The organism is Xanthomonas indica (assembly GCF_040529045.1).
Classification (GTDB): domain Bacteria; phylum Pseudomonadota; class Gammaproteobacteria; order Xanthomonadales; family Xanthomonadaceae; genus Xanthomonas_A; species Xanthomonas_A indica.
On record NZ_CP131914.1, the window covers coordinates 1,146,930 to 1,165,451 of the forward strand.

Below are 18,522 nucleotides of genomic sequence, written 5' to 3' on the forward strand. Positions count from 1 at the left end.
ACCCCAACCCCTCTCCCGAGGGGAGAGGGGCAATCGATTTCCCACCGCGAGGCCACCACGGCCTCGTCCACCCGCTCTACCCCCGGAGAGACGCCCATGCTTGATCGCATCCGCCGTCGGCCCTTGCTGGCTGCCGTGTTGTCCGCTTCCCTGCTGTGCGCGCTCGGCACCGCCAGTGCCGCGCCCGACGCCTCCATCGCGGCGATGACCGCCACGCTGCGCGCCGCGCCGGTCACTTTCGACGTGCACCTGCCGGTGCGCGACCAGGCCGGGCTGGACGCGTTGCTGGCCGACATCCAGGATCCGCTCTCGCCCAAGTACCACCACTGGCTGACCCCGGCCGAATTCCAGAGCCGCTTCGCGCCGACACCGGCGCAGATCGCGCAGGTGCGCGCCGCGTTGCAGGCCGCACACATGAACGTCGTCGAGCAGGGCGCCACCCTGCATGTCAGCGCGAGTGCGGACAACGTCGAGCGGCTGTTCGCGGTTCCGCTGACCGCCGACGTGCAGCAGGGCAGCAAGGCCCGCCTCGCCGCGGCCGCGCCGTTGCAACTGCCGGCGGTGCTGCGCGACACCGGGGCGACGGTGACCGGCCTGACCCGCGGCGCGCCGGCGATGCACGTCAACTGGCAGCGCTCGGCCGTCAAGAATCCCGCCAACCGCTACGGCGCCGGCGGCACCACGTATTGGTACAACGACCTCAAGCAGGCCTACGGCTATCCGTCCTACCAGGCCACGACCGGTGCGGCCGGGCAGCAGCGCCGGCTCGACGGCACCGGCAGCACCATCGCCATCCTGATCAGCAGCGACGTGCTGGACTCGGACATCAAGGCGATGTTCGATCACGAAAATTTCAGCCGCTACGCCGCCAACCACGCCACTCCGGCCCTGTACGCGCGCCATTACGTGGCCGGCGCCAAGCCGGGCCTGCAGGACGGCAACGACGCCGCGGCAGGCGAGGCCGCACTCGATGTGGAGATGGCGCTCGGCGGCGCGCCCGGCGCGCACGTGCTGCTGTACGTGATCCCCGACCTGAGCGACGCCTCCGTGCTGGCCGGCTACCGGCAGATCGTGCAGGACAACCAGGCCGACGTGGTCAGCTCCTCGTTCGGCGTCTGCGAGCTGTACTACACGGCGGCCTACAACGGCGGCAAGGACTTCACCCCGCTGCTGCGTCCCTACGATGCGGTGTTCAAGCAGGGCAACGCACAAGGCATCACCTTCGTCGCCTCCAGCGGCGACAATGCCGGCCTGGACTGCGCCGACACGCAGTACGCGGTCGACCACAAGGATGGCCGCTTCGTCGCTGGCGTGGAGCATCCGGCAGCCAGTCCGCACGTGACCGCCGTCGGCGGCGGCAACCTGCTCACCGCCTACAAGAAGGGCACTCTGGAGTCGGGCTACAAGAGCGAAAGCGCCTACGGCGATCCGCTGCAGACCGCCGACTACTACGGCTTCGGCGCCAACCTGGCCGGCGGCTACTGGGGCGCCGGCGGCGGCGTCAGCACCCTGTTCCAGCGCCCGGCCTATCAGTTGCGTGCACTCGGCGGGACGCGCACGTCCATGCGTACGCTGCCGGACATCGGCATGCTGGTCGGCGGCTGCCCTACGACCGCCACGCAGCCGTGCCGGGAGGGCGATAGCTCGGTGGCCACCTACTTCAAGGGTGGTATCGAGGCGGTGATCGGCACCAGCGTCGCCGCGCCGGAGTTCGCCAGCGCGGTCGCGCTGCTGGTGGAGAAGCAGGGCCGCCAGGGCAATCTCAACGATTACCTGTACCGCCTGGCCGCCAATGGTCCGGAGGCGCTGCATCGCGGCATCCCCGGCTACAACGGCGTGGTCGACAACAACCAGCCGATCAAGGGCAAGTACAACTACACCGTCGGTCTTGGGACGCCGGTGGTGCGGCTGCTGATCGGTGCGCTGGATGCGGCGCCGGCGGGCGTGCCGCGCTCGCCGAGCAACCCCTGACGCAGCGTGATGTAACGCGTTGGGCCCGGTTGCCGTGCCGGTGTCGTGGCAGCGACGCCGGTGCGGCAGCCGATCAGGCCAGTGCCAGGCGGTCGCGGATCAGCGCGGCCACGCGCGCGGTTTCGCGCAGCGGTGCGATGTCGGCGGCGTGCGCGTCGCCGGCATCCTCTGCCGGGAGCAGCCGGCCGCGTGCCTGCAGGGCGCGGTGGAAATCCAGGGCGCGGCCGCGCGCCGTCTCCGGCAGCAGCACCTGCACCGGCACGCGCGTGGCGCAGGCTTCCGACAGCAGGTTCACCGAATCCGGCGTACACACCAGGCGCTGGGCCCAGCCGAGCAGGCCGGCGTAGGGATTGGCGCCATCGTCCGCGCCGCACCACACAACGCCCGGCACATCAACGAACGTGCGACGCAGGGCCGCGGCCACCGCGGGCGGGGTCCTGCGCGATGCGCTGGCGAGAATGCTGCCGCCGTGCGTGCGCAACTGCGCGGCAATGGCGGCGAAGGCGTCCTGCGCCTGCGCGTCGCTCCACGGCGCCAGCCCGGACGGGCCACCCACCAACAGACCGACGCGCGGCGACGGCAGCGCGCCCAGTGCAGGAAACGCCGCGCGCCCGGCGGCCAGCCAGGCATCGTCGATCGGATGCAGGCTGCCGAGCAGGGTCAGCACGTTGGCGCCGCGCAGGCGGTCGTGTTCCGGCACCACCACCATGTCCCAGTGCCGCGGATCCAGCCGCGGGTCCAGGATCTGCACCACCTGGCTGCCGCGCGCGCGCAGCAGCCGCGTCGCCAGTGCCGCCTGGCGGCCGCAGCCCACGGCAAGTTGTGGCGGCTGCTGCAGCGAATCGGCGAAGGCGGCGCCGTAGGCATGCTGCGCGCCGGGCAGCATGCGCGGCGCCAGCCAGCGCCAGGGCATGTGCGGCTGCAGCAACTGCGGCTGGATCGGTGTGGTTGTCGGAAGCGCCAGCGCGGCGGCCAGCGCCTCGGCCTGGCGGGCGTTGCCGGCGCGGCCATCGCTAATCGCCCAGGTCGCGTCCGATCGTTTCACGTTTGGTAGTAATCCGTTGCATCGCGGCCGGGTGTTGCGACAATCGTGCCACTCTACACTGGCCGCCTCGCATCGGGACGGCCCCACCGGCATCCTGGCGCTTCCCTCGATCAAGGAACTTCCCCGCATGTCCGACGCCTTGCACGACGCCGCCCTCGACCAATTGTTCCGCACCGCGCGCACCCAGAACGCATTCCTGGACAAGCCGGTGGGCGAAGACACCCTGCGCGCGCTGTACGACCTGGTGAAGTGGGGCCCGACCGCGGCCAACGGCAGCCCGGCGCGCTTCGTCTTCGTGACCTCGCCCGAGGCCAAGGAAAAGCTCAAGCCGGCGCTGTCCGAGGGCAACCTGGCCAAGACCCTGGCCGCGCCGGTCACGGTGATCGTCGCCCACGACGAAGATTTCCACGAGAAGCTGCCGTACCTGTTCCCGCACACCGACGCCAAGAGCTGGTTCGACGGCCCGCGCGAAGGCCGCAGCGAAGGCGCGTTCCGCAACGGCTCGCTGCAGGGCGCCTACCTGATCCTGGCCGCGCGTGCGCTGGGCCTGGATGCCGGTCCCATGTCCGGCTTCGACAACGCCAAGGTCGATGCCGCGTTCTTCGCAGGCACTGCGATCAAATCCAACTTCCTGGTCAACCTCGGCTACGGCGACCCCAGCGGCCTGTTCCCGCGCCTGCCGCGGCTGAGTTTCGACGAGGCCGCGCGCATCGAGTGAGCGCGCGCGTTTCGCTTCCCTGTCCCACCGCAGGCCCGCGCCTGCCGCAGTTTCGTCCCATCACCCCTCCAAGGAGTTCCACCATGACCAAGACCCGCAAACTGCTGCTCCCGCTCGCCATGGCCCTGGCCGTCGTCGTCGCCCAGCCCGCCACCAGCGCCTTCGCCGCGCCGGCCGCCGCCGCTGCCCCCGCCAAGGGCGTGTCCGGCACCTACACCCTCGACCCGGCCCACACCGACGTGCTGGTGCAGTGGAGCCACTTCGGCTTCTCCAACCCGTCCGCGCACTTCGGCGACGTCGACGGCACCCTGGTCTACAACGCCCAGGACGTGAGCAAGTCCAGCGTCAACGTGACCCTGCCGCTGTCCGGCCTCAACAGCTTCACCGCCAAGTTCGACGAGCACCTGAAGAGCGCCGACTTCTTCGACGCCGCCAAGTTCCCGACCGCCACCTTCAAGAGCACCAAGGTGACCTCGGCCGGCGCCAACAAGCTGACCGTCGCCGGCGACCTGACCATCAAGGGCACGACCAAGCCGGTGGTGCTGGCGGTGACCCTCAACGGTGCCGGTCCGCACCCGATGAAGAAGGTGCCGGCGCTGGGCTTCGACGCCACCACCACGATCAAGCGCAGCGACTTCGGCCTGGGCGCCTACGTGCCCAACGTCAGCGACGAGGTGAAGATCCGCATCACCACCGAAGCGACCTTGAACGCCGCCAAGTAAGCCTGTCTGCGCGCGGCGGTGGCGCTTCGTGCGCTGCCGTCCGCCCGTAACGCGAACGCCCGCCATTCGGCGGGCGTTTGCGTTTCCGGACGCGCGTTGCGCGTCGCGCCGTGGACTACCTACATCGCCTGTTCGATCGATAGCGCGTAGACCTGCACGCCATAACGGCTGAAGGTGGCGGTGGTGTCGCTGCCGATGTTCATCTCCTCCAGGGGCGTTCCCTGCGCATCGGCCAGGGTCAGCCGATAGATCGGCCCGAAACGCGTGGTGATGTCCGTGGGGCTGATCTTCACCCGGTAGGTGCCGTTGCCCTTGAGCGCCAGCGGTTCGGAGAGCTGACCCGGGATCAGTTGCAGGTCGGTCGATGGCTGGCGCAGGTCGCCCAGGACTTGCACCGCGAAGGTCTGCGTCTCGGGGAGGGCGCGGCCGACGGGGGGCGCGGTCTGTGGAGCGCTGGCACCGGTTGCCGCGGCAGATGCCGCGGCGGCGGGAATCATCGCGGCAATTGCAGTCGCAGCGGTACCGAACAGGAAGTTGCGGCGGCTATCGTTCGTATGCGTTGTCATGGCGATCCACCTGGTGGTTGCACGTCAGCCCTGGCCTGGGCCTGGGCCTGGGCCTGGGGTGGGGGTGATGCAGGAACCTTTGTTGGTGCAGTTGGTGTTGCTCCCTAACGAGTAGTCCTTTGTATTCGTGCAGGCCGGGTTGGTGCCATTGCAGACTTCGTTGGTGGCGCGTATGCCGAAGCGCCGCGTTGCCAATGCTTCCACTGCAGCAGCGGTGGACGCTTCCGAGCCGTCGAACAGCACTTCGGCATTCTTGCCTAGGGATATCTTGTCTGGGTCTATGCGGATGGGCATCGGGATGCATCTCAGGTGCTTGCCAAGGTGGAAAGCGGGCAACCAAGCGTTTGCTCGGAGAGATCGGAGAATCCGCTCATCCAACGACGCAGCTTGTCGTTTTCGATGTCGATGGTGCCGTCGGCATGGAGGCGCCCGAGATCGTTGCGATCATCGTTGAGCGCGACCGTGCATTTGCCGATCTTCCCGTTGGCGCGAATCATCAGCGAGTTCGGTTTTGCCGCATAGCAGATATATCCATCCAGGTGCTCTTCCGAAATCGGGCGTGCGTCCTTGGAGGGAAGATCGGTAGCGGCGGTGATATAGGCGATGGCGTCCAGGTAGCGGTCTCGCGGCAGCACCTTTTCCCCTATCGTGCTGCCGGCGCTCAAGTTCGAGACTTTGTGGAAGTACACCGAGAACCGTGGATCGTCGAGCAACTCGCGATGCAGGCTTGCGTAGAGGCGCCGCACGGATTCAATGTTGTCCTGGTGCAGATGCAGCCGCAGCGAGATGGAAAAGCGCCCCGCGAGTGAGCGATAGGCGATGAGGTTGGACCAGATTTTCTCGAACGTCGCGCCTTTGTTGGCGGTGATGCGTGTTCTGTCGTGCCATTCTGCGTCGCCGTCCAGCGTGATCTGGAACTCGCGGTGCTGGAGTTCCGTAAAGCGTTGGAGCAGGGCGGGCTCCAGCAGATAGCCGTTGGTGGTAAAGCCGGCGCTGAAGGCGACGTCGTGTTGCGCGCAAACCGCATTGGCGTGTTGGCCGATCTCCAGGACGACATCGCGCGCCAGGAGGGGTTCCCCGCCGAACCAGGAGATATTGAGTCGATCCAGGTGGGGCGCGCGATTGGCGATCAATGCCTTGATGCCGCTGACCACGCTAGGTTGCATGCGTCCTATCGCAAAGTCTTCGTAGCAATAGGTGCAGCGGAAATTACATTTCTCGGTCGGCAAAAGGATGAGAGACAGGATGCGCGGAGAAAGCGCCTCGGCGATGGTGGCCTCGCTCAGCATCGGCGTGCCTCAACCGTTCGGCGAGGGCTGGCCGCCGGTTCGACAAGAGCCCACATTGGAGGCTTTGGAGCAGTCGCCTGTGTTGTTGCAGGTGTAATTCGTGGAGGAGCAGGTGCCGGAGTTGGTGCACGTTCCGGCATTTTCGCTCATGGGGCGAATCGCCCCCGCACTCGCTGAAGCGATTGCCGCGGCGCGCAATCGATGGTTGGCGAAGTTGATCGATCCGTCCGGGTTCAGCGTGATGCCGCGGGGATCGATCGCGTGAAATGCCTTGTCCATGTGCAAGCCGCCTCTCGAGATCCGTCGATGGGTAGGCGGCTTTGTAAAATGCAGGTCTCTGAAATATTGTGATTTATTTCGCAATTTCTTGGCGTGTCTACAGCACGGATGAGCGCTGCCCGCCCCACCTGCAATTGCACTTCGCCGGCTGGCGGCATGCCGGCGTGCTACTCGTCCTGGTCCCCGCCCGCCTTCCAATATCCGGTCGCCCGGATCCACTCCTTGGGCACGCCCAGGTGGCCTTCGACGAACTTGCGCATCATGCGCGCGCGGGCCGATTCGCAGGCGATCCAGTAGAACGCGTCGCCATCGGGCGGATCGAAGTCGCGCAGCGCGCCTTCCAGCAACTGGCTGCTGCGCGGGTCCACGCCGTTGCGCTCCAGCCAGGTGACGCGCAGCTCGGCGTCGCAGTCCAGCGTCTGCCGGTCGGCGTAGCCGGGGATCTCGATCAGTGCGTCCACCTCCGCGTCGGCCGGCAGGGTCTCCAGCCAACGGCCGATCGCCGGCAGTGCGGTTTCGTCGCCGATCAGCACGTAGGCGTCGAAATCGTCGGCGGCCACGAACGAGCCGCGCGGTCCGCCTACCACCAGCGCATCGCCGGGGTCGGCCTGCGCCGCCCAGCGGCAGGCGGGGCCATCGCCATGCAGCACGAAGTCCAGGGTCAGTTCCTGCGCGTCGGCGTCGTAGTGGCGCGGGGTGTAGTCGCGGGCGGGCGAGGGCAGCGCGTCGGCCGGATACACCGGGCCGTGCTCGGTCATCGTCGGCAGCACGAACGCGCCTTCGGGATTGGGGAAGAACAGCTTGACGTGGTCGTCCGGCCCGGCGCTGACGAAGCCGTCCAACTCGGGGCCGCCGACGACGATGCGGCGCATGTGCGGGGTCAGCGGTTGCGTGCGCAGCACCTGCAGATGACGCAGGCGCAGCGGGTGGCGCAGCAGGCGGTGTTCGTGAGTCGCCATGGGAATCCTCGGAAGTGGGGGAGAGGGGTGGCGGGCGACGCGGACGCCGAAAGCGCTGATGTCCGCGTGCTGGCTGAAAGGGGAATCAGGGGGGCGTGCCATCCATGCCGTCGGCAGCGGCATTCAACAGCGCGGCGACGCGCTCGATCTCGTCCGGGTCCCAGCGTCCGTGCCGTGCCAGCAGGCCGTGCTTGATGCGGCGCATCGCCTCGCGCACCGGTGCCGGCACATTGGCACGCACCAGGGCGCGTGCGCTGTGCTGGGTGCGCTGCAGCGCCGCGTCCACCTGCGCGCGTTCGGCCCGCACGAAGGCCTGGCCGGCCTCGGTGATCGCATAGCGCTTGCGGGTGGCGTCGGCATCGGCCTGCACCAGGCCCTGCGCTTCCAACTGCGCCAGGGTCGGGTAGACCGTGCCGGCGCTGGGCGTGTACAGGCCATGGAACAGCTCGGCCACCGCGCGGATCAGCTCGTAGCCGTGGCGCGGCTGGGTCTCGATCATCGCCAGCAGCAACAGCCGCAGGTCGCCGTGGCCCAGCGGGCGCGGCCCGCGTGCACCACGGCCGCGGCTGGCCCGGTCGTCCTCGAACAGGCGGTGCGCGGGGTGCGGGCCAGGGGGATGGGGTCGTGGCATTTCGATATGTCGAATTAGGTGCGGAAACGATATATCGAAGTGGGGTGGCCGGCAAGCGCCTGGGAGGGCGGGCGTTGGCGCGCTGGGGGATTGGTTCAGTCAGGACGGCAGCGTGCGCGTGTGATCTCTGCAGGTGGGGATCGCCAGGTTGCCCCAGCCAGCGGTGGCCCTTGTGGGGAGTCACCTGTCATGCAGCCACGACAAGTGAAGTCGAACGCCGACTGACACCCTCCGTCGTCGGGACTGAAGTCCCTCCCACAAAGATGCCCAGCGCATTCCTGTAGGAGCGGCTTCAGCCGCGACGGGCGTTACCGGTGACGCCTGTCGCGGCTGAAGCCGCTTGTGTCTTATGAGGGTCTATCGTTATAGGTGAGAGCGGAGTGCGGCAGGCCGTTTAGCCGCAGTGCCAAGCAAGCACGAGTAGGAGTCAGCGCCGCCGCACTCCGTACTCCTGCCTCACAAGCCCGAACAGTTGCCCGAGTCGCGAACTCGAACTCCACAAGCATGGGCATCGGCAGGAGTGCTCTCACCCCTGAGTCTACTGCGGAGAACGTCTATGCGACGCTTTGTCGGGATCGATGTTGCCAAGGCCGAACTGGTCATTCATGTCCTGCCGGAGGGCCACACCTGGACCCAGCCGAATACCGCACAGGAGCGGCGTGCGCTGGCCCAGCGCCTGACGGGGCTGGACTGCGAGCGGATCGTGCTGGAAGCCAGTGGTGGCTATGAACATGCCCTGCTGCGAGTCCTTCGGGAGGCGGACCTGCCCGCGGCAAGGGTGGCCGCCGATCGTCCGCGGGACCTGGCCAAGGCCCTTGGCCTGCACGCCAAGACCGACGCCCTGGACGCGCGCCTGTTGGCCATCGCCGCCCAGCACATCCCGGCCACACCCACAGCCGTACTACCCGAGCATCTTCAGTCCCTGCGCGAATTGCTGGACCTACGCGACACTCTGGTCGGCCAGCGTGATGCCCATCGGCGGCGGCTGGAGCACATCACCAGCCCCGAGGTGCAAGGCCACTGCCAAGAGGTGATCGCCCTACTGAACCAGAAGATCCAGGCGTTGACGCGGCAGATCGAGCAGCAGGCTACGACCTGCTCCACCCTGCCGAAGGTGCCCGGACTTGGCGCGATCCTGCGCGCGGTCCTGGCCGCACGGCTGCCGGAACTGGGCACGTTACCGCCGCGCAAGCTCGCTGCTCTGGTCGGGCTAGCCCCGTTCAATCGCGACAGCGGCCGCTGGCAGGGCCAGCGTCGCATCAAAGGCGGACGGGCCGAGATCCGACGCGTGCTGTACATGGCCACCTGGGCCAGCATCCGCGCCAAATCCCCCTTGGCCAAGACCTATGCCCGCCTGCGTGCGGCCGGCAAACCAGCCAAGGTCGCCATCGTCGCCTGCATGCACAAGTTCCTGCGCTGGCTCAACGCGATTGCGCGTGATCAGGCAGCGTATGCCCCTCCTGCCATCGCGGCTGCATGACAGTTGACTCCTACGATGAGCAACAAGGCAGCGGTTGCGGGCGTACCGCACAGGCGCCGCCTGACCTCACCCACCGCGCTCCTGCTCCAGCACCCGCCGCTGCATCTCGTCCAGGTACTCGTCCAGTTCCTTGACCGAGGTAAAGATCTCGTTCAACGGCACCGCCTTGACCACGTCGAACACCTTGCGGATCTGCGGTTGCGGGTTCACCACCAGCACCCGGCCGTCGCGCGCGGCCAACACCTTGCGCGCCTTGAAGATCGAGCGGATGCCGGCGCTGCTGATGTAGTCCAGGTGCGACAGGTCCAGCACCAGGGTGGTGATCGGCGTGGCCAGCAGCGGCGCCAGCGCCTCGTCCAGGGCCTGGTAGGTGTGCGTGTCCAGCCGCCCGCTCAGGGTGAGGCGTTGGCGCTTGTCCTGCGCCGGGTCGATCTGCAGGCTCAACGTGGTCATGCGGGTGACTCCTGAAGGGAGGGATCGGCGGGCTGCAGCAGGACGATGCGCACGACGTTGCGGCCGCCGTCGTGGCGGTATTCCAGGCGATCGGCGAGTTGCTGCACCAGGTGCAGGCCGAGGCCGCCGATCGGGCGCTCGGCGATGTCCGCGTCCAGGTCCGGCACCGGCGCGCTGCGTGGGTCGAAGGCCGGGCCGCTGTCGTGGAACTCCAGCACCAACGCGTCGGGCTGCAGGTGCACGATCACGTCCACCGGCCGCGGGGCACGGCGCAGGTGGCCGTGCTCCAGGGTGTTGCAGGCCAGCTCCTCGACGATCAGCCGGGTGCGGCTGACCTGCTCGCCGCTCACGCCATGGCGCAGCAGCGCCGCTTCCACGCTGTCGCTCAGTTGCGCCAGTGCGTCCAGTGCCGGTTCCATCTGCCATCGCAGCATCATCGTGTCGCCTCCCTTGCCGAATCCTGGCGTAGCCGGATCGCCAGCAGGGTAATGTCGTCGGACTGCGGTGCCGGCGCGGTGAACGCCTGCACGTCGGCCAGCACGGCGGCGCATTGCGCCTGCGCATCGGCGCCGGGCTGCAGCGCCGCCAGCAGCCGCGCCTCGCCGTAGGCCTGTTCCTGCGCGTCCATCGCCTCGGTGATGCCGTCGGTGTAGCTCAGCAAGGTGGCGCCGGCGGCCAGGCGCCCGTGCACCACCGGGTAGCGCGACTGCGGCTCCAACCCCAGCGGCGGTCCCGATTCCAGCGGCAGCAGTGCCGCGTGGCCATCGGCGCCGAGCAGCAACGGCGGCTCGTGGCCGGCGCTGGACAGCCAGTAGTCGCCGCTGTGCACGTCGATCAGCCCGCACAGCACGGTGGCGAACATGCACGGCTCGTTGCCTTCCACCAGCCGCTGCGAGGCCGCGATCAGGATCGCATCCGGGCGCGTGTGCCGGCGCGCGGCGATCTCCAGCACGGTCATCGCCCGCGCCATGAACAGCGCCGCCGGCACGCCCTTGTCCGACACATCGCCGACCACGAACCACAGCAGCCCCGGCTCGGTCTCGAAGAACTGGTAGAAATCGCCGCCGACCATCTCCGCCGGTTCCAGCAGGGCATAGGTCTCCAGGTGCTTGTGGGCGCTGTCGAAGGTGCGCCCGCCCGGCAGCATCGCCTGCTGGATGTCGCGCGCGATCGACAGCTCGCTCTGCATGCGCTGCCGCGCCTGCGCCAGCGTGGCGATCTCGTCCAGCTGGCGCTTGATCGAGCCGCGCGCGCTGTCGAAGGCACGCGCCATCACCCCCACCTCGTCCGCGCGTTCGACATGGCGCAGCGGATAGTCGAACGCGCCCTGGCTGAAATGCAGCGCCGAGTCGGTCAGGTCCTCGATCGGCCGCACCAGCCGCACGGTGTAGCGATGCAGCAGCCACAACCAAACCGCCAGCGCGGCGGCGCCGGCCAGCGCGCCCCACAGCACGATGCGGTCCAGCCCGGCCAGGATGTAGTCCTCCGACACGCTCAGCGCAAAGGTCCAGCCGGTGTCGCCCACTGCCGCGCTCTGCGTGAGGTAGCGGGTGCCGTCCGGCGCGGTGTGCTCGAAGCGCACCGCGGTGTGGGTGTCGGCCGCCTGCGCCAGCGGCGACAGGTCCGGCCGCGCCCGCGCCACGTGCGCCTCCAGGGTGCGGCGGAAGCGCAGCGCCGGGTCCGGATGCAGCACGAACAGCCCGTCCGGCGACAGCAGCATCGGCTGCAGCCCGCTGCTGGCCGGCAGCTCGGCGACGATGGCCTGCAGGCGCTGCAGCGGCACGTCCACGCTCACCATGCCGATCGCCGGCGCCTGCGGGCCGTCGCCGGGCAGGCGCAGCGGCAGGTTGTAGGTGGTCAGGTAGGTGCCGCCGCTGCTGGCGTCGCTGTACGGCTCGGACCACCAAGGCGCCGGCGCGGCCAGGGTACGCCGGTACCACGGCATGCTGTGCAGGTCGAAGCCCATCGCCTCCGCCGATTGCTCCTGCACGCCGCCGGCGGTGCGCCGCAGGTGCCAGGCGAAGCCGCGGCCATCGTCCTTCAGCGCGCCGGGCTCGATCACCAGCAAGGCGCCGGCGATGTCCGGGTCGCCCTGCAGGGTGGCCTGCAGCAGGGTGCGCAGGTTGAACGGTTGCCGGCCCAAGCCCGCCGCGGTGGCGGCCAGGGTGCGCCCGCTCACCTGCACCGAGCCCAGCGTGGCATCCAGGCTGCGCGCGGTCTGCTGGGTCAGCCCGGCCACCTCCTCGCGGGCGTTGCGCACCATCACCTCGCGCGCGCCCAGGTAGAACAGCAGGGCCAGGCCCAGCAGCAGCGCCACCTGCAGCAGGCTGCCCCACAGCAGCAGCCGGGTGCGCAGGCTGTGCCGCCAGGCGACCGCGGAGGCGTCCTGCGCTGACGAGGCAAGGGCGATGGCGGCGCTCCACGGGGGCCTGGAGCCCGATCATAAGCGCAGCCGCGGCCGCCCGGCACAGCGGCCGCAGCGGCTGTCCCGCGGGGTGTCCCGGGCCAATGTGACGGTTCGTTCCATACGCTGGCGTACGAGGTCCTGCGGGGCGGTTGCGCTACACTTGCAGGCTTCGAGAAAACACATGCCATCGCGCGCGTGCGTGCGACCTACGGGAGCGTTATGAACTGGTTGAACGAGGTGCTGCAGAACGATCCGAACCCCACTGAGACCCAGGAGTGGATCGAATCGCTCAAGGCCGTCATCGATGTCGCAGGCCCCGAGCGCGCGCATCAGCTGCTGGAGGACATGGTCGAACTGACCCGTCGTTCCGGCGCCTACCTGCCGTTCTCGCCGACCACCGAGTACGTCAACACCATCGCCCCCGCCAACGAGGCCAAGAGCCCGGGCGATGCGGCCATCGAGTGGAAGATCCGCTCGATCATCCGCTGGAACGCCATGGCCACCGTGGTCCGCGCCAACCGCAAGCCGGGTGACCTGGGCGGCCACATCGCCTCCTTCGCCTCCAGCGCCACCCTGTACGACGTGGGCTTCAACCACTTCTGGCGCGCGCCCTCGGACAAGCACCCCGGCGACCTGCTGTACATCCAGGGCCACAGCTCCCCCGGCATCTACGCCCGCGCCTTCCTGGAAGGCCGCATCAGCGAAGACCAGCTCAACAACTTCCGCATGGAAGTGGACGGGCAGGGCATCTCCTCCTATCCACACCCGTGGCTGATGCCGGACTTCTGGCAGACCCCCACCGTGTCGATGGGCCTGGGCCCGCTCAGCGCCATCTACCAGGCGCAGTTCATGAAGTACCTCGAGCACCGCGGCCTGATCGAGAAGTCCGACCGCAAGGTGTGGTGCTTCATCGGCGACGGCGAGAGCGACGAGCCCGAGACCCTGGGCGCCATCGCCCTGGCCGGCCGCGAAGGCCTGGACAACCTGATCTTCGTGGTCAACTGCAACCTGCAGCGCCTGGACGGCCCGGTGCGCGGCAACGGCAAGATCATCCAGGAGCTGGAAGGCGTGTTCCGCGGCGGCGGCTGGAACGTCATCAAGCTGCTGTGGGGCGGCTACTGGGACGCCCTGCTGGCCAAGGACACCAACGGCGTCCTCAAGAAGCTGATGATGGAAACCGTCGACGGCGAGTACCAGAACTGCAAGGCCTTCGGCGGCGCCTATACCCGCGCCAACTTCTTCGGCAAGTACCCGGAGACCGCGGCCATGGTCGCCGGCCTGTCCGACGACGACATCTGGCGCCTGAACCGCGGCGGCCACGATCCGCACAAGGTCTATGCCGCCTACCACCAGGCGGTGAACACCACCGGCATGCCCACCGTGATCCTGGCCAAGACCGTCAAGGGTTACGGCATGGGCTCGGCCGGCGAAGCGCTGAACCCCACCCACCAGACCAAGAAGCTGGACGACGACGCCGTGCGCGCGTTCCGCGACCGCTTCAACATCCCGCTCAGCGACAAGCAGCTGGCCGATGCCGAGCAGGTGCCGTTCTACCACCCCGGCCCGGATTCGCCGGAAGTGCAGTACCTGCAGGAGCGCCGCGCCTCCCTCGGCGGCTACCTGCCGCAGCGCCGCCGCAAGGCCGACCTGTCCATCCCGGCCCCGGGCCTGGACAAGTTCGAGCGCCTGCTCAAGGACAGCGGCGAGCGCACCTACTCCACCACCATGGCCTTCGTGCAGAGCCTCAACATCGCCCTGCGCGACAAGGAACTGGGCCCGCGCATCGTGCCGATCGTGGCCGACGAAGCGCGCACCTTCGGCATGGAAGGCATGTTCCGGCAGATCGGCATCTACGCCCCGTTCGGCCAGAAGTACAAGCCGGTGGACGCCGACCAGTTGATGTTCTACCGCGAGGACCAGTCCGGCCAGGTGCTGCAGCAGGGCATCAGCGAGCCGGGCGCGATCTCCTCGTGGCTGGCCGCCGGCACCAGCTACTCGGTCAGCAACGTGCCGATGCTGCCGTTCTACATCTACTACTCCATGTTCGGCTTCCAGCGCGTGGGCGACATCGCCTGGCAGGCGGCAGACATGCGCACCCGTGGCTTCCTGCTCGGCGGCACCGCCGGCCGCACCACGCTCAACGGTGAAGGCCTGCAGCACGAAGACGGCTTCAGCCAGGTCATCGCCGGCTCCATCCCGAACGTGCGCAGCTACGACCCCACCTTCGGCTACGAAGTCACCGTGGTCATGCAGTACGGCATCCAGCGGATGATGCAGGAGCAGGTGGACGAGTACTACTACATCACCCTGATGAACGAGAACTACGCCCACCCGGAAATGCCGGCGGGCGCGGAAGACGGCATCATCAAGGGCATGTACCTGCTCAAGGACGCCGGCAAGCCCAAGAAGGGCGAACTGCGCGTGCAGCTGCTGGGCTCGGGCACCATCCTGCGCGAAGCCATCGCCGCGGCGGAACTGCTGGACAAGGACTTCGGCGTCACCGCCGACATCTGGTCCTGCCCCAGCTTCAACGAACTGCGCCGCGACGGCTTCGACGCCGAGCGCTGGAACCGCCTGCACCCGGAAGGCGAACAGCGCAAGCCGTTCGTCACCCAGCTGCTGGAAGGCCGCCAGGGCCCGGCCATCGCCGCCACCGACTACGTGCGCGCCTTCGCCGACCAGATCCGCGCCTTCGTGCCGATGCACTACACCGTGCTGGGTACGGATGGCTTCGGTCGTTCGGACACGCGTGCGAACCTGCGCCGGTTCTTTGAGGTCGATCGGTACTACATCGCGCATGCCGCGATTGCGGCGTTGGCGAAGGATGGCAAGATGACGGGCAAGGATGTGGCCAGGGCGATCAAGCAGTACAAGATTGATCCTGAGAAGGCTAATCCGGTTGGGGTTTAACCCGAATCGTTAGGTTGTAAGAGCTATACCCCTCCCGCCACGCGAGAGGTCAGGCCGCCAGCGGTAGAGAGTGCTCTTCCGCTGGCGGCCTTGCATTTGAAGGACCGCGGACATTTCCCCGAAATCCGCCAAGTGCTGCAGGGATCGAGGCCGGCAACAAGCCGGCTCGAGTGGCGGTAATCTTCAATCCCTCATCTTGTCTACCGTGGCTGCGTGACAGTGCACGGCAGGCAGAGCGATGATGTGACTCTCGTCACTCTGGTCAAAGCCATCTACACATAATCCTCAGGCATGCCGACCTGAAGAGGTAATGGCTATGCATTAAGCCGTCGTATCTAGAAAGTGAGAAGCGCTGCTCGTGAAGTATCGGTGTGTGCGCCGACGCGCGAGACGCCCACTGGCGGGTAGTCTGAGTGGTGAAGCGATTGCGCTGCGTCTGGCTGGCTGGGTGGGTGGGAAAGTCGTTGATCCGTTGCGATCTAATGTAGTTGCCTATGTGGATATGAGGCTGACAGATTGATCAAGTGTTAAGAGATTGATTCCGAGGAGAGCGGATAAGCCAGGGTTTTAGACGAAGCGGTAAAGAGGGGCGGCACAAGCTGCTCTTTTATTATTTTTCATGGGGGCGTAGTGAGAAATCAATTTCCTGGCTATTACCAGTTAACGCCGGAAGAGTTTAAAGCTCTTTGGCGCGACGCCAAGATAGTATTGGATACAAATGTACTGCTCTATGCCTACAAAACTCCAAGCCAAGGACGAGAAGCCTTGCTTCAACTTCTTGAGAAACTTAAGGGTAGGATTTGGGTGCCATATCAGGTTGCTATGGAGTTTCAGGTTAATAGGCTTGGAGTTATTGCAGCTGAAAAGAAAAGGATGGATTCTGCTCTGAAAGCGAGCGAAACAGCGCTTGGCGAGATACTCGAAAGCTTGAAGTCATTGGATCTTGATGCTCGAGAGATTGGCGTGGATGTAGGCGCTCTTCATCGTGATATTGAGACTGCGAGAGGGAGCATCGCGGATGCTCTAAATAAAGCAAAAAGTTCCCAGCCTAACGTTACACATGATGATCCTATCAGAACTAGGATTGACGCAGTACTTGAGGGGGCAGTGGGGTCTGCACCTAAGGATCAGCAGACTCTGGATGACGCGTATGAGAGGTGCAAGAGGCGTTATGAATTGCCAATGCCTCCTGGATTTAAGGATGTTGGAAAAAGCATAGAAATAAAAGGCGATGAATACTTGGTTGATGGAATTAAGTATCAGCGGCAATATGCCGACGCTTTGCTTTGGCTTCAAACACTAGACTTCGTAAAAGCACTTGATGCAAAAGACGTGATTTTTGTAACTATGGATGTGAAGGAGGATTGGTGGCTTAGGAAGGATGGTATGACTATCGGCCCACACCCAGAGTTGGTAGCTGAAATCAGCAGGATTGGAGGAGTAGAGCGATTTTGGATGTACACTCTTCCAAAGTTTCTCGAGCAATCTACAAATTATCTTCAGACCTCCCTTTCTGCGCGTGCATTAGAAGAGGTGAATGAAGTGGCAGTTCGTCAAGCCGCCGTACAACTTCCGATTGAAAGGCAGGTCTTTGGTGGGGCGCGTAGCGATCAATATGGGCGTATGTTTGATTCTGCTGCAGAAGTTGCCGTGCTTGACTGGCTAATTTCTCAAGGAATAGATGCAGTTCCTAGCGGAAGTCTATTCCCAGATTTGCTAGTACATGACTCAACTGGTCAATATGGCGTTGAAGTTATGCGAATTAGCTCCTTCCCATTGAAGCAAAATAGGCTTCACGTCAAGCTTATTGAGGCGGAGACGTCTGTTAGACGAGGCCGCTTCGCGTCGGTGACACTAATTCTTGTGGGCGCTTCCGAGCTGATGAAGATGGTTGAAGGGGTGGATGAGTTTTTCCAGACTGAGATATATAGGCCCTTGAAGAGATTAAGTGAGCTGATGAGGCACGTTGGCATTATCTTTGGTTACGTAGATTCGGGTAATTTTATACAAGTATGCAATCTTGCTCCCGTCTCTTCTTCGGCCTCTCCATTACATAATATTTGAAGTAATTTATATTTTATTAATTAGGTGGCGCCGTGCGGGTTTATATTCTTGGCGTGTGATGTTGAGTAGGCGCCCTTTCGAAGATTAAAGCGGTGCCTAAAAGCTTTTCTATTAAGATAAATAGCTTAAGGAGAAAATTGTGACCCTGTTTCAGCTCGTTAAGGCAACGCTAGACGTTCTGTACGGTGAGGCAAAAAGAATATATGGAAATGAAACGGATGTTCGAATCAGTAACGCAATGGCGCAATTGTCGGCTGCTTACACGAATCTTCTATCTCGGAGCCGCGTTCCGATCAACTATCAGGATCCTGTGATTCGATTTGCATATGTTTATAAGTATGTGGCAGCGCATGGGGACTATGTGTACCAGTCAATCGAGTTACTTCATGAGAGGGCTGGTGGTCCGTTTCTCCCTAATCGCCTGAGATTGACATGCATTGGTGGTGGTCCTGGTAGTGACCTCATTGCGATGCTGAAATTTCTTTCAGACTCTAGTGGAATGGAAGTGGAGAAGGTTACTTGTTACCTCATTGATGGTGAACAAGCTTGGGCAGACACCTGGACAGAGCTTGACGACGCTTTCGAACTGCCATTTAGACTTAGCACAAATTTTCAGCGAATAGACGTTGCTCAGCCTGGCTCATGGGTGGATCAACGGAAATTCTTAGACGCAGATATATTTACTATTAGCTACTTTGTTTCAGAGGTCATGTCGCTTGACCAGACCGGAGCTGTAACGGATTTCTGGAAAACTGTTTTTGCAAATGCGAAGTCTGGTGCCCTCTTTTGCTACATCGATAATGGAGCAGATGTTTTCAATGATTATTTTGATAATATTTGGAAGGCCAGCGGGCTGCAACCAGTGATCACCCACGATAACGTTAGGATGCTTCCAAGATACGACGAGGAAAAGGGTCATCTAGGAGAATTTCTTGGGAAATTTGGCCAGCAGCCGAAATTGCAATCAATAGTTAGCATTCGAATACTGCATAAGCCATGAGTGATCTATTTGAATCCAAGAATGGCAA

17 protein-coding genes are annotated in these 18,522 nt (G+C 64.7%); 7 read left to right on the plus strand and 10 right to left on the minus strand.

Features of this window, described 5'->3' with window-relative positions; genetic code table 11:
- Nucleotides 1-96: 96 nt before the first annotated feature.
- On the plus strand, nt 97-1,971 hold the full coding sequence (locus tag Q7W82_RS04865) for a S53 family peptidase (RefSeq protein ID WP_242160246.1): 1,875 nt from the start codon (nt 97-99) through the stop codon (nt 1,969-1,971).
- Nucleotides 1,972-2,044: 73 nt separating this feature from the next.
- Here Q7W82_RS04865 and Q7W82_RS04870 read toward each other — a convergent pair whose 3' ends face one another.
- Complete coding sequence (locus Q7W82_RS04870) at nt 2,045-3,016, minus strand: ELM1/GtrOC1 family putative glycosyltransferase (protein WP_242160247.1); 972 nt, start codon at nt 3,014-3,016, stop codon at nt 2,045-2,047.
- 127 nt (nt 3,017-3,143) lie between these two features.
- Here Q7W82_RS04870 and Q7W82_RS04875 point away from each other — a divergent pair, with 127 nt between their 5' ends.
- The gene (locus Q7W82_RS04875; protein ID WP_242160248.1) at nt 3,144-3,734 is read left to right on the plus strand and encodes a malonic semialdehyde reductase; all 591 of its coding nucleotides are present in this window, start codon (nt 3,144-3,146) and stop codon (nt 3,732-3,734) included.
- Between the two features lie 83 nt (nt 3,735-3,817).
- Nucleotides 3,818-4,456 carry a YceI family protein gene (locus Q7W82_RS04880; protein WP_160946182.1) on the plus strand — a complete coding sequence of 213 codons (639 nt, stop codon included), beginning with the start codon at nt 3,818-3,820 and terminating at the stop codon, nt 4,454-4,456.
- Nucleotides 4,457-4,575: 119 nt separating this feature from the next.
- On the opposite strand, the gene Q7W82_RS04885 is transcribed toward Q7W82_RS04880, so the two are convergent.
- From Q7W82_RS04885 to Q7W82_RS04910, 6 genes are all read right to left on the minus strand, one after another.
- Entirely contained in the window at nt 4,576-5,022 is a 447-nt protein-coding gene (locus tag Q7W82_RS04885; RefSeq protein ID WP_242160249.1) for a hypothetical protein, read from the minus strand.
- Between the two features lie 24 nt (nt 5,023-5,046).
- Nucleotides 5,047-5,316 carry a hypothetical protein gene (locus Q7W82_RS04890; protein WP_242160250.1) on the minus strand — a complete coding sequence of 90 codons (270 nt, stop codon included), beginning with the start codon at nt 5,314-5,316 and terminating at the stop codon, nt 5,047-5,049.
- Nucleotides 5,317-5,327: 11 nt separating this feature from the next.
- On the minus strand, nt 5,328-6,311 hold the full coding sequence (locus tag Q7W82_RS04895; protein WP_242160251.1) for a radical SAM protein: 984 nt from the start codon (nt 6,309-6,311) through the stop codon (nt 5,328-5,330).
- Nucleotides 6,312-6,320: 9 nt separating this feature from the next.
- Entirely contained in the window at nt 6,321-6,590 is a 270-nt protein-coding gene (locus Q7W82_RS04900) for a hypothetical protein (RefSeq protein ID WP_242160252.1), read from the minus strand.
- 167 nt (nt 6,591-6,757) lie between these two features.
- Nucleotides 6,758-7,549, minus strand: coding sequence for a siderophore-interacting protein (locus Q7W82_RS04905; RefSeq protein WP_242160253.1), 792 nt, complete (start codon nt 7,547-7,549; stop codon nt 6,758-6,760).
- Between the two features lie 85 nt (nt 7,550-7,634).
- A complete protein-coding gene (locus Q7W82_RS04910; RefSeq protein WP_242160254.1) occupies nt 7,635-8,180 on the minus strand; it encodes a PadR family transcriptional regulator in 546 nt (181 codons plus the stop codon).
- Between the two features lie 556 nt (nt 8,181-8,736).
- Here Q7W82_RS04910 and Q7W82_RS04915 point away from each other — a divergent pair.
- Entirely contained in the window at nt 8,737-9,660 is a 924-nt protein-coding gene (locus Q7W82_RS04915) for an IS110 family transposase (RefSeq protein WP_242161605.1), read from the plus strand.
- Between the two features lie 66 nt (nt 9,661-9,726).
- Here the strand turns inward: Q7W82_RS04915 and Q7W82_RS04920 are convergent, their stop codons facing one another.
- Genes Q7W82_RS04920 through Q7W82_RS04930 form a run of 3 tightly spaced genes read right to left on the minus strand, consistent with a single transcriptional unit; the run spans nt 9,727 to nt 12,523 of the window.
- The gene (locus tag Q7W82_RS04920) at nt 9,727-10,113 is read right to left on the minus strand and encodes an STAS domain-containing protein (RefSeq protein WP_242159509.1); all 387 of its coding nucleotides are present in this window, start codon (nt 10,111-10,113) and stop codon (nt 9,727-9,729) included.
- Nucleotides 10,110-10,550 carry an ATP-binding protein gene (locus Q7W82_RS04925; protein ID WP_242159510.1) on the minus strand — a complete coding sequence of 147 codons (441 nt, stop codon included), beginning with the start codon at nt 10,548-10,550 and terminating at the stop codon, nt 10,110-10,112. Before Q7W82_RS04925 ends, Q7W82_RS04920 begins: the two co-directional genes overlap by 4 nt.
- Entirely contained in the window at nt 10,547-12,523 is a 1,977-nt protein-coding gene (locus Q7W82_RS04930; RefSeq protein ID WP_242159751.1) for a SpoIIE family protein phosphatase, read from the minus strand. The genes Q7W82_RS04925 and Q7W82_RS04930 overlap by 4 nt, the downstream gene beginning before the upstream one ends.
- A 216-nt stretch (nt 12,524-12,739) precedes the next feature.
- Between Q7W82_RS04930 and aceE the strand changes: the two genes are divergently transcribed.
- The 3 genes from aceE to Q7W82_RS04945 all read left to right on the plus strand — a co-directional run bounded on the left by aceE (nt 12,740) and on the right by Q7W82_RS04945 (nt 18,494).
- Nucleotides 12,740-15,430 carry a pyruvate dehydrogenase (acetyl-transferring), homodimeric type gene (gene aceE, locus Q7W82_RS04935; protein ID WP_242159511.1) on the plus strand — a complete coding sequence of 897 codons (2,691 nt, stop codon included), beginning with the start codon at nt 12,740-12,742 and terminating at the stop codon, nt 15,428-15,430.
- Between the two features lie 630 nt (nt 15,431-16,060).
- A complete protein-coding gene (locus tag Q7W82_RS04940; protein ID WP_242159515.1) occupies nt 16,061-17,494 on the plus strand; it encodes a PIN-like domain-containing protein in 1,434 nt (477 codons plus the stop codon).
- A 139-nt stretch (nt 17,495-17,633) separates the two neighbouring features.
- Nucleotides 17,634-18,494 carry a hypothetical protein gene (locus tag Q7W82_RS04945; RefSeq protein ID WP_242159516.1) on the plus strand — a complete coding sequence of 287 codons (861 nt, stop codon included), beginning with the start codon at nt 17,634-17,636 and terminating at the stop codon, nt 18,492-18,494.
- Nucleotides 18,495-18,522 lie beyond the last annotated feature (28 nt).

Bases quoted from the DNA above. Each gene is read 5' to 3' on its own strand.
- Q7W82_RS04925 (WP_242159510.1), bottom strand. From the start codon at position 10,550: ATGATGCTGCGATGGCAGATGGAACCGGCACTGGACGCACTGGCGCAA.
- aceE (WP_242159511.1), top strand. From the start codon at position 12,740: ATGAACTGGTTGAACGAGGTGCTGCAGAACGATCCGAACCCCACTGAG.
- Q7W82_RS04905 (WP_242160253.1), bottom strand. From the start codon at position 7,549: ATGGCGACTCACGAACACCGCCTGCTGCGCCACCCGCTGCGCCTGCGT.
- Q7W82_RS04875 (WP_242160248.1), top strand. From the start codon at position 3,144: ATGTCCGACGCCTTGCACGACGCCGCCCTCGACCAATTGTTCCGCACC.
- Q7W82_RS04880 (WP_160946182.1), top strand. From the start codon at position 3,818: ATGACCAAGACCCGCAAACTGCTGCTCCCGCTCGCCATGGCCCTGGCC.
- Q7W82_RS04890 (WP_242160250.1), bottom strand. From the start codon at position 5,316: ATGCCCATCCGCATAGACCCAGACAAGATATCCCTAGGCAAGAATGCC.
- Q7W82_RS04885 (WP_242160249.1), bottom strand. From the start codon at position 5,022: ATGACAACGCATACGAACGATAGCCGCCGCAACTTCCTGTTCGGTACC.
- Q7W82_RS04865 (WP_242160246.1), top strand. From the start codon at position 97: ATGCTTGATCGCATCCGCCGTCGGCCCTTGCTGGCTGCCGTGTTGTCC.
- Q7W82_RS04910 (WP_242160254.1), bottom strand. From the start codon at position 8,180: ATGCCACGACCCCATCCCCCTGGCCCGCACCCCGCGCACCGCCTGTTC.
- Q7W82_RS04895 (WP_242160251.1), bottom strand. From the start codon at position 6,311: ATGCTGAGCGAGGCCACCATCGCCGAGGCGCTTTCTCCGCGCATCCTG.
- Q7W82_RS04915 (WP_242161605.1), top strand. From the start codon at position 8,737: ATGCGACGCTTTGTCGGGATCGATGTTGCCAAGGCCGAACTGGTCATT.
- Q7W82_RS04920 (WP_242159509.1), bottom strand. From the start codon at position 10,113: ATGACCACGTTGAGCCTGCAGATCGACCCGGCGCAGGACAAGCGCCAA.
- Q7W82_RS04900 (WP_242160252.1), bottom strand. From the start codon at position 6,590: ATGGACAAGGCATTTCACGCGATCGATCCCCGCGGCATCACGCTGAAC.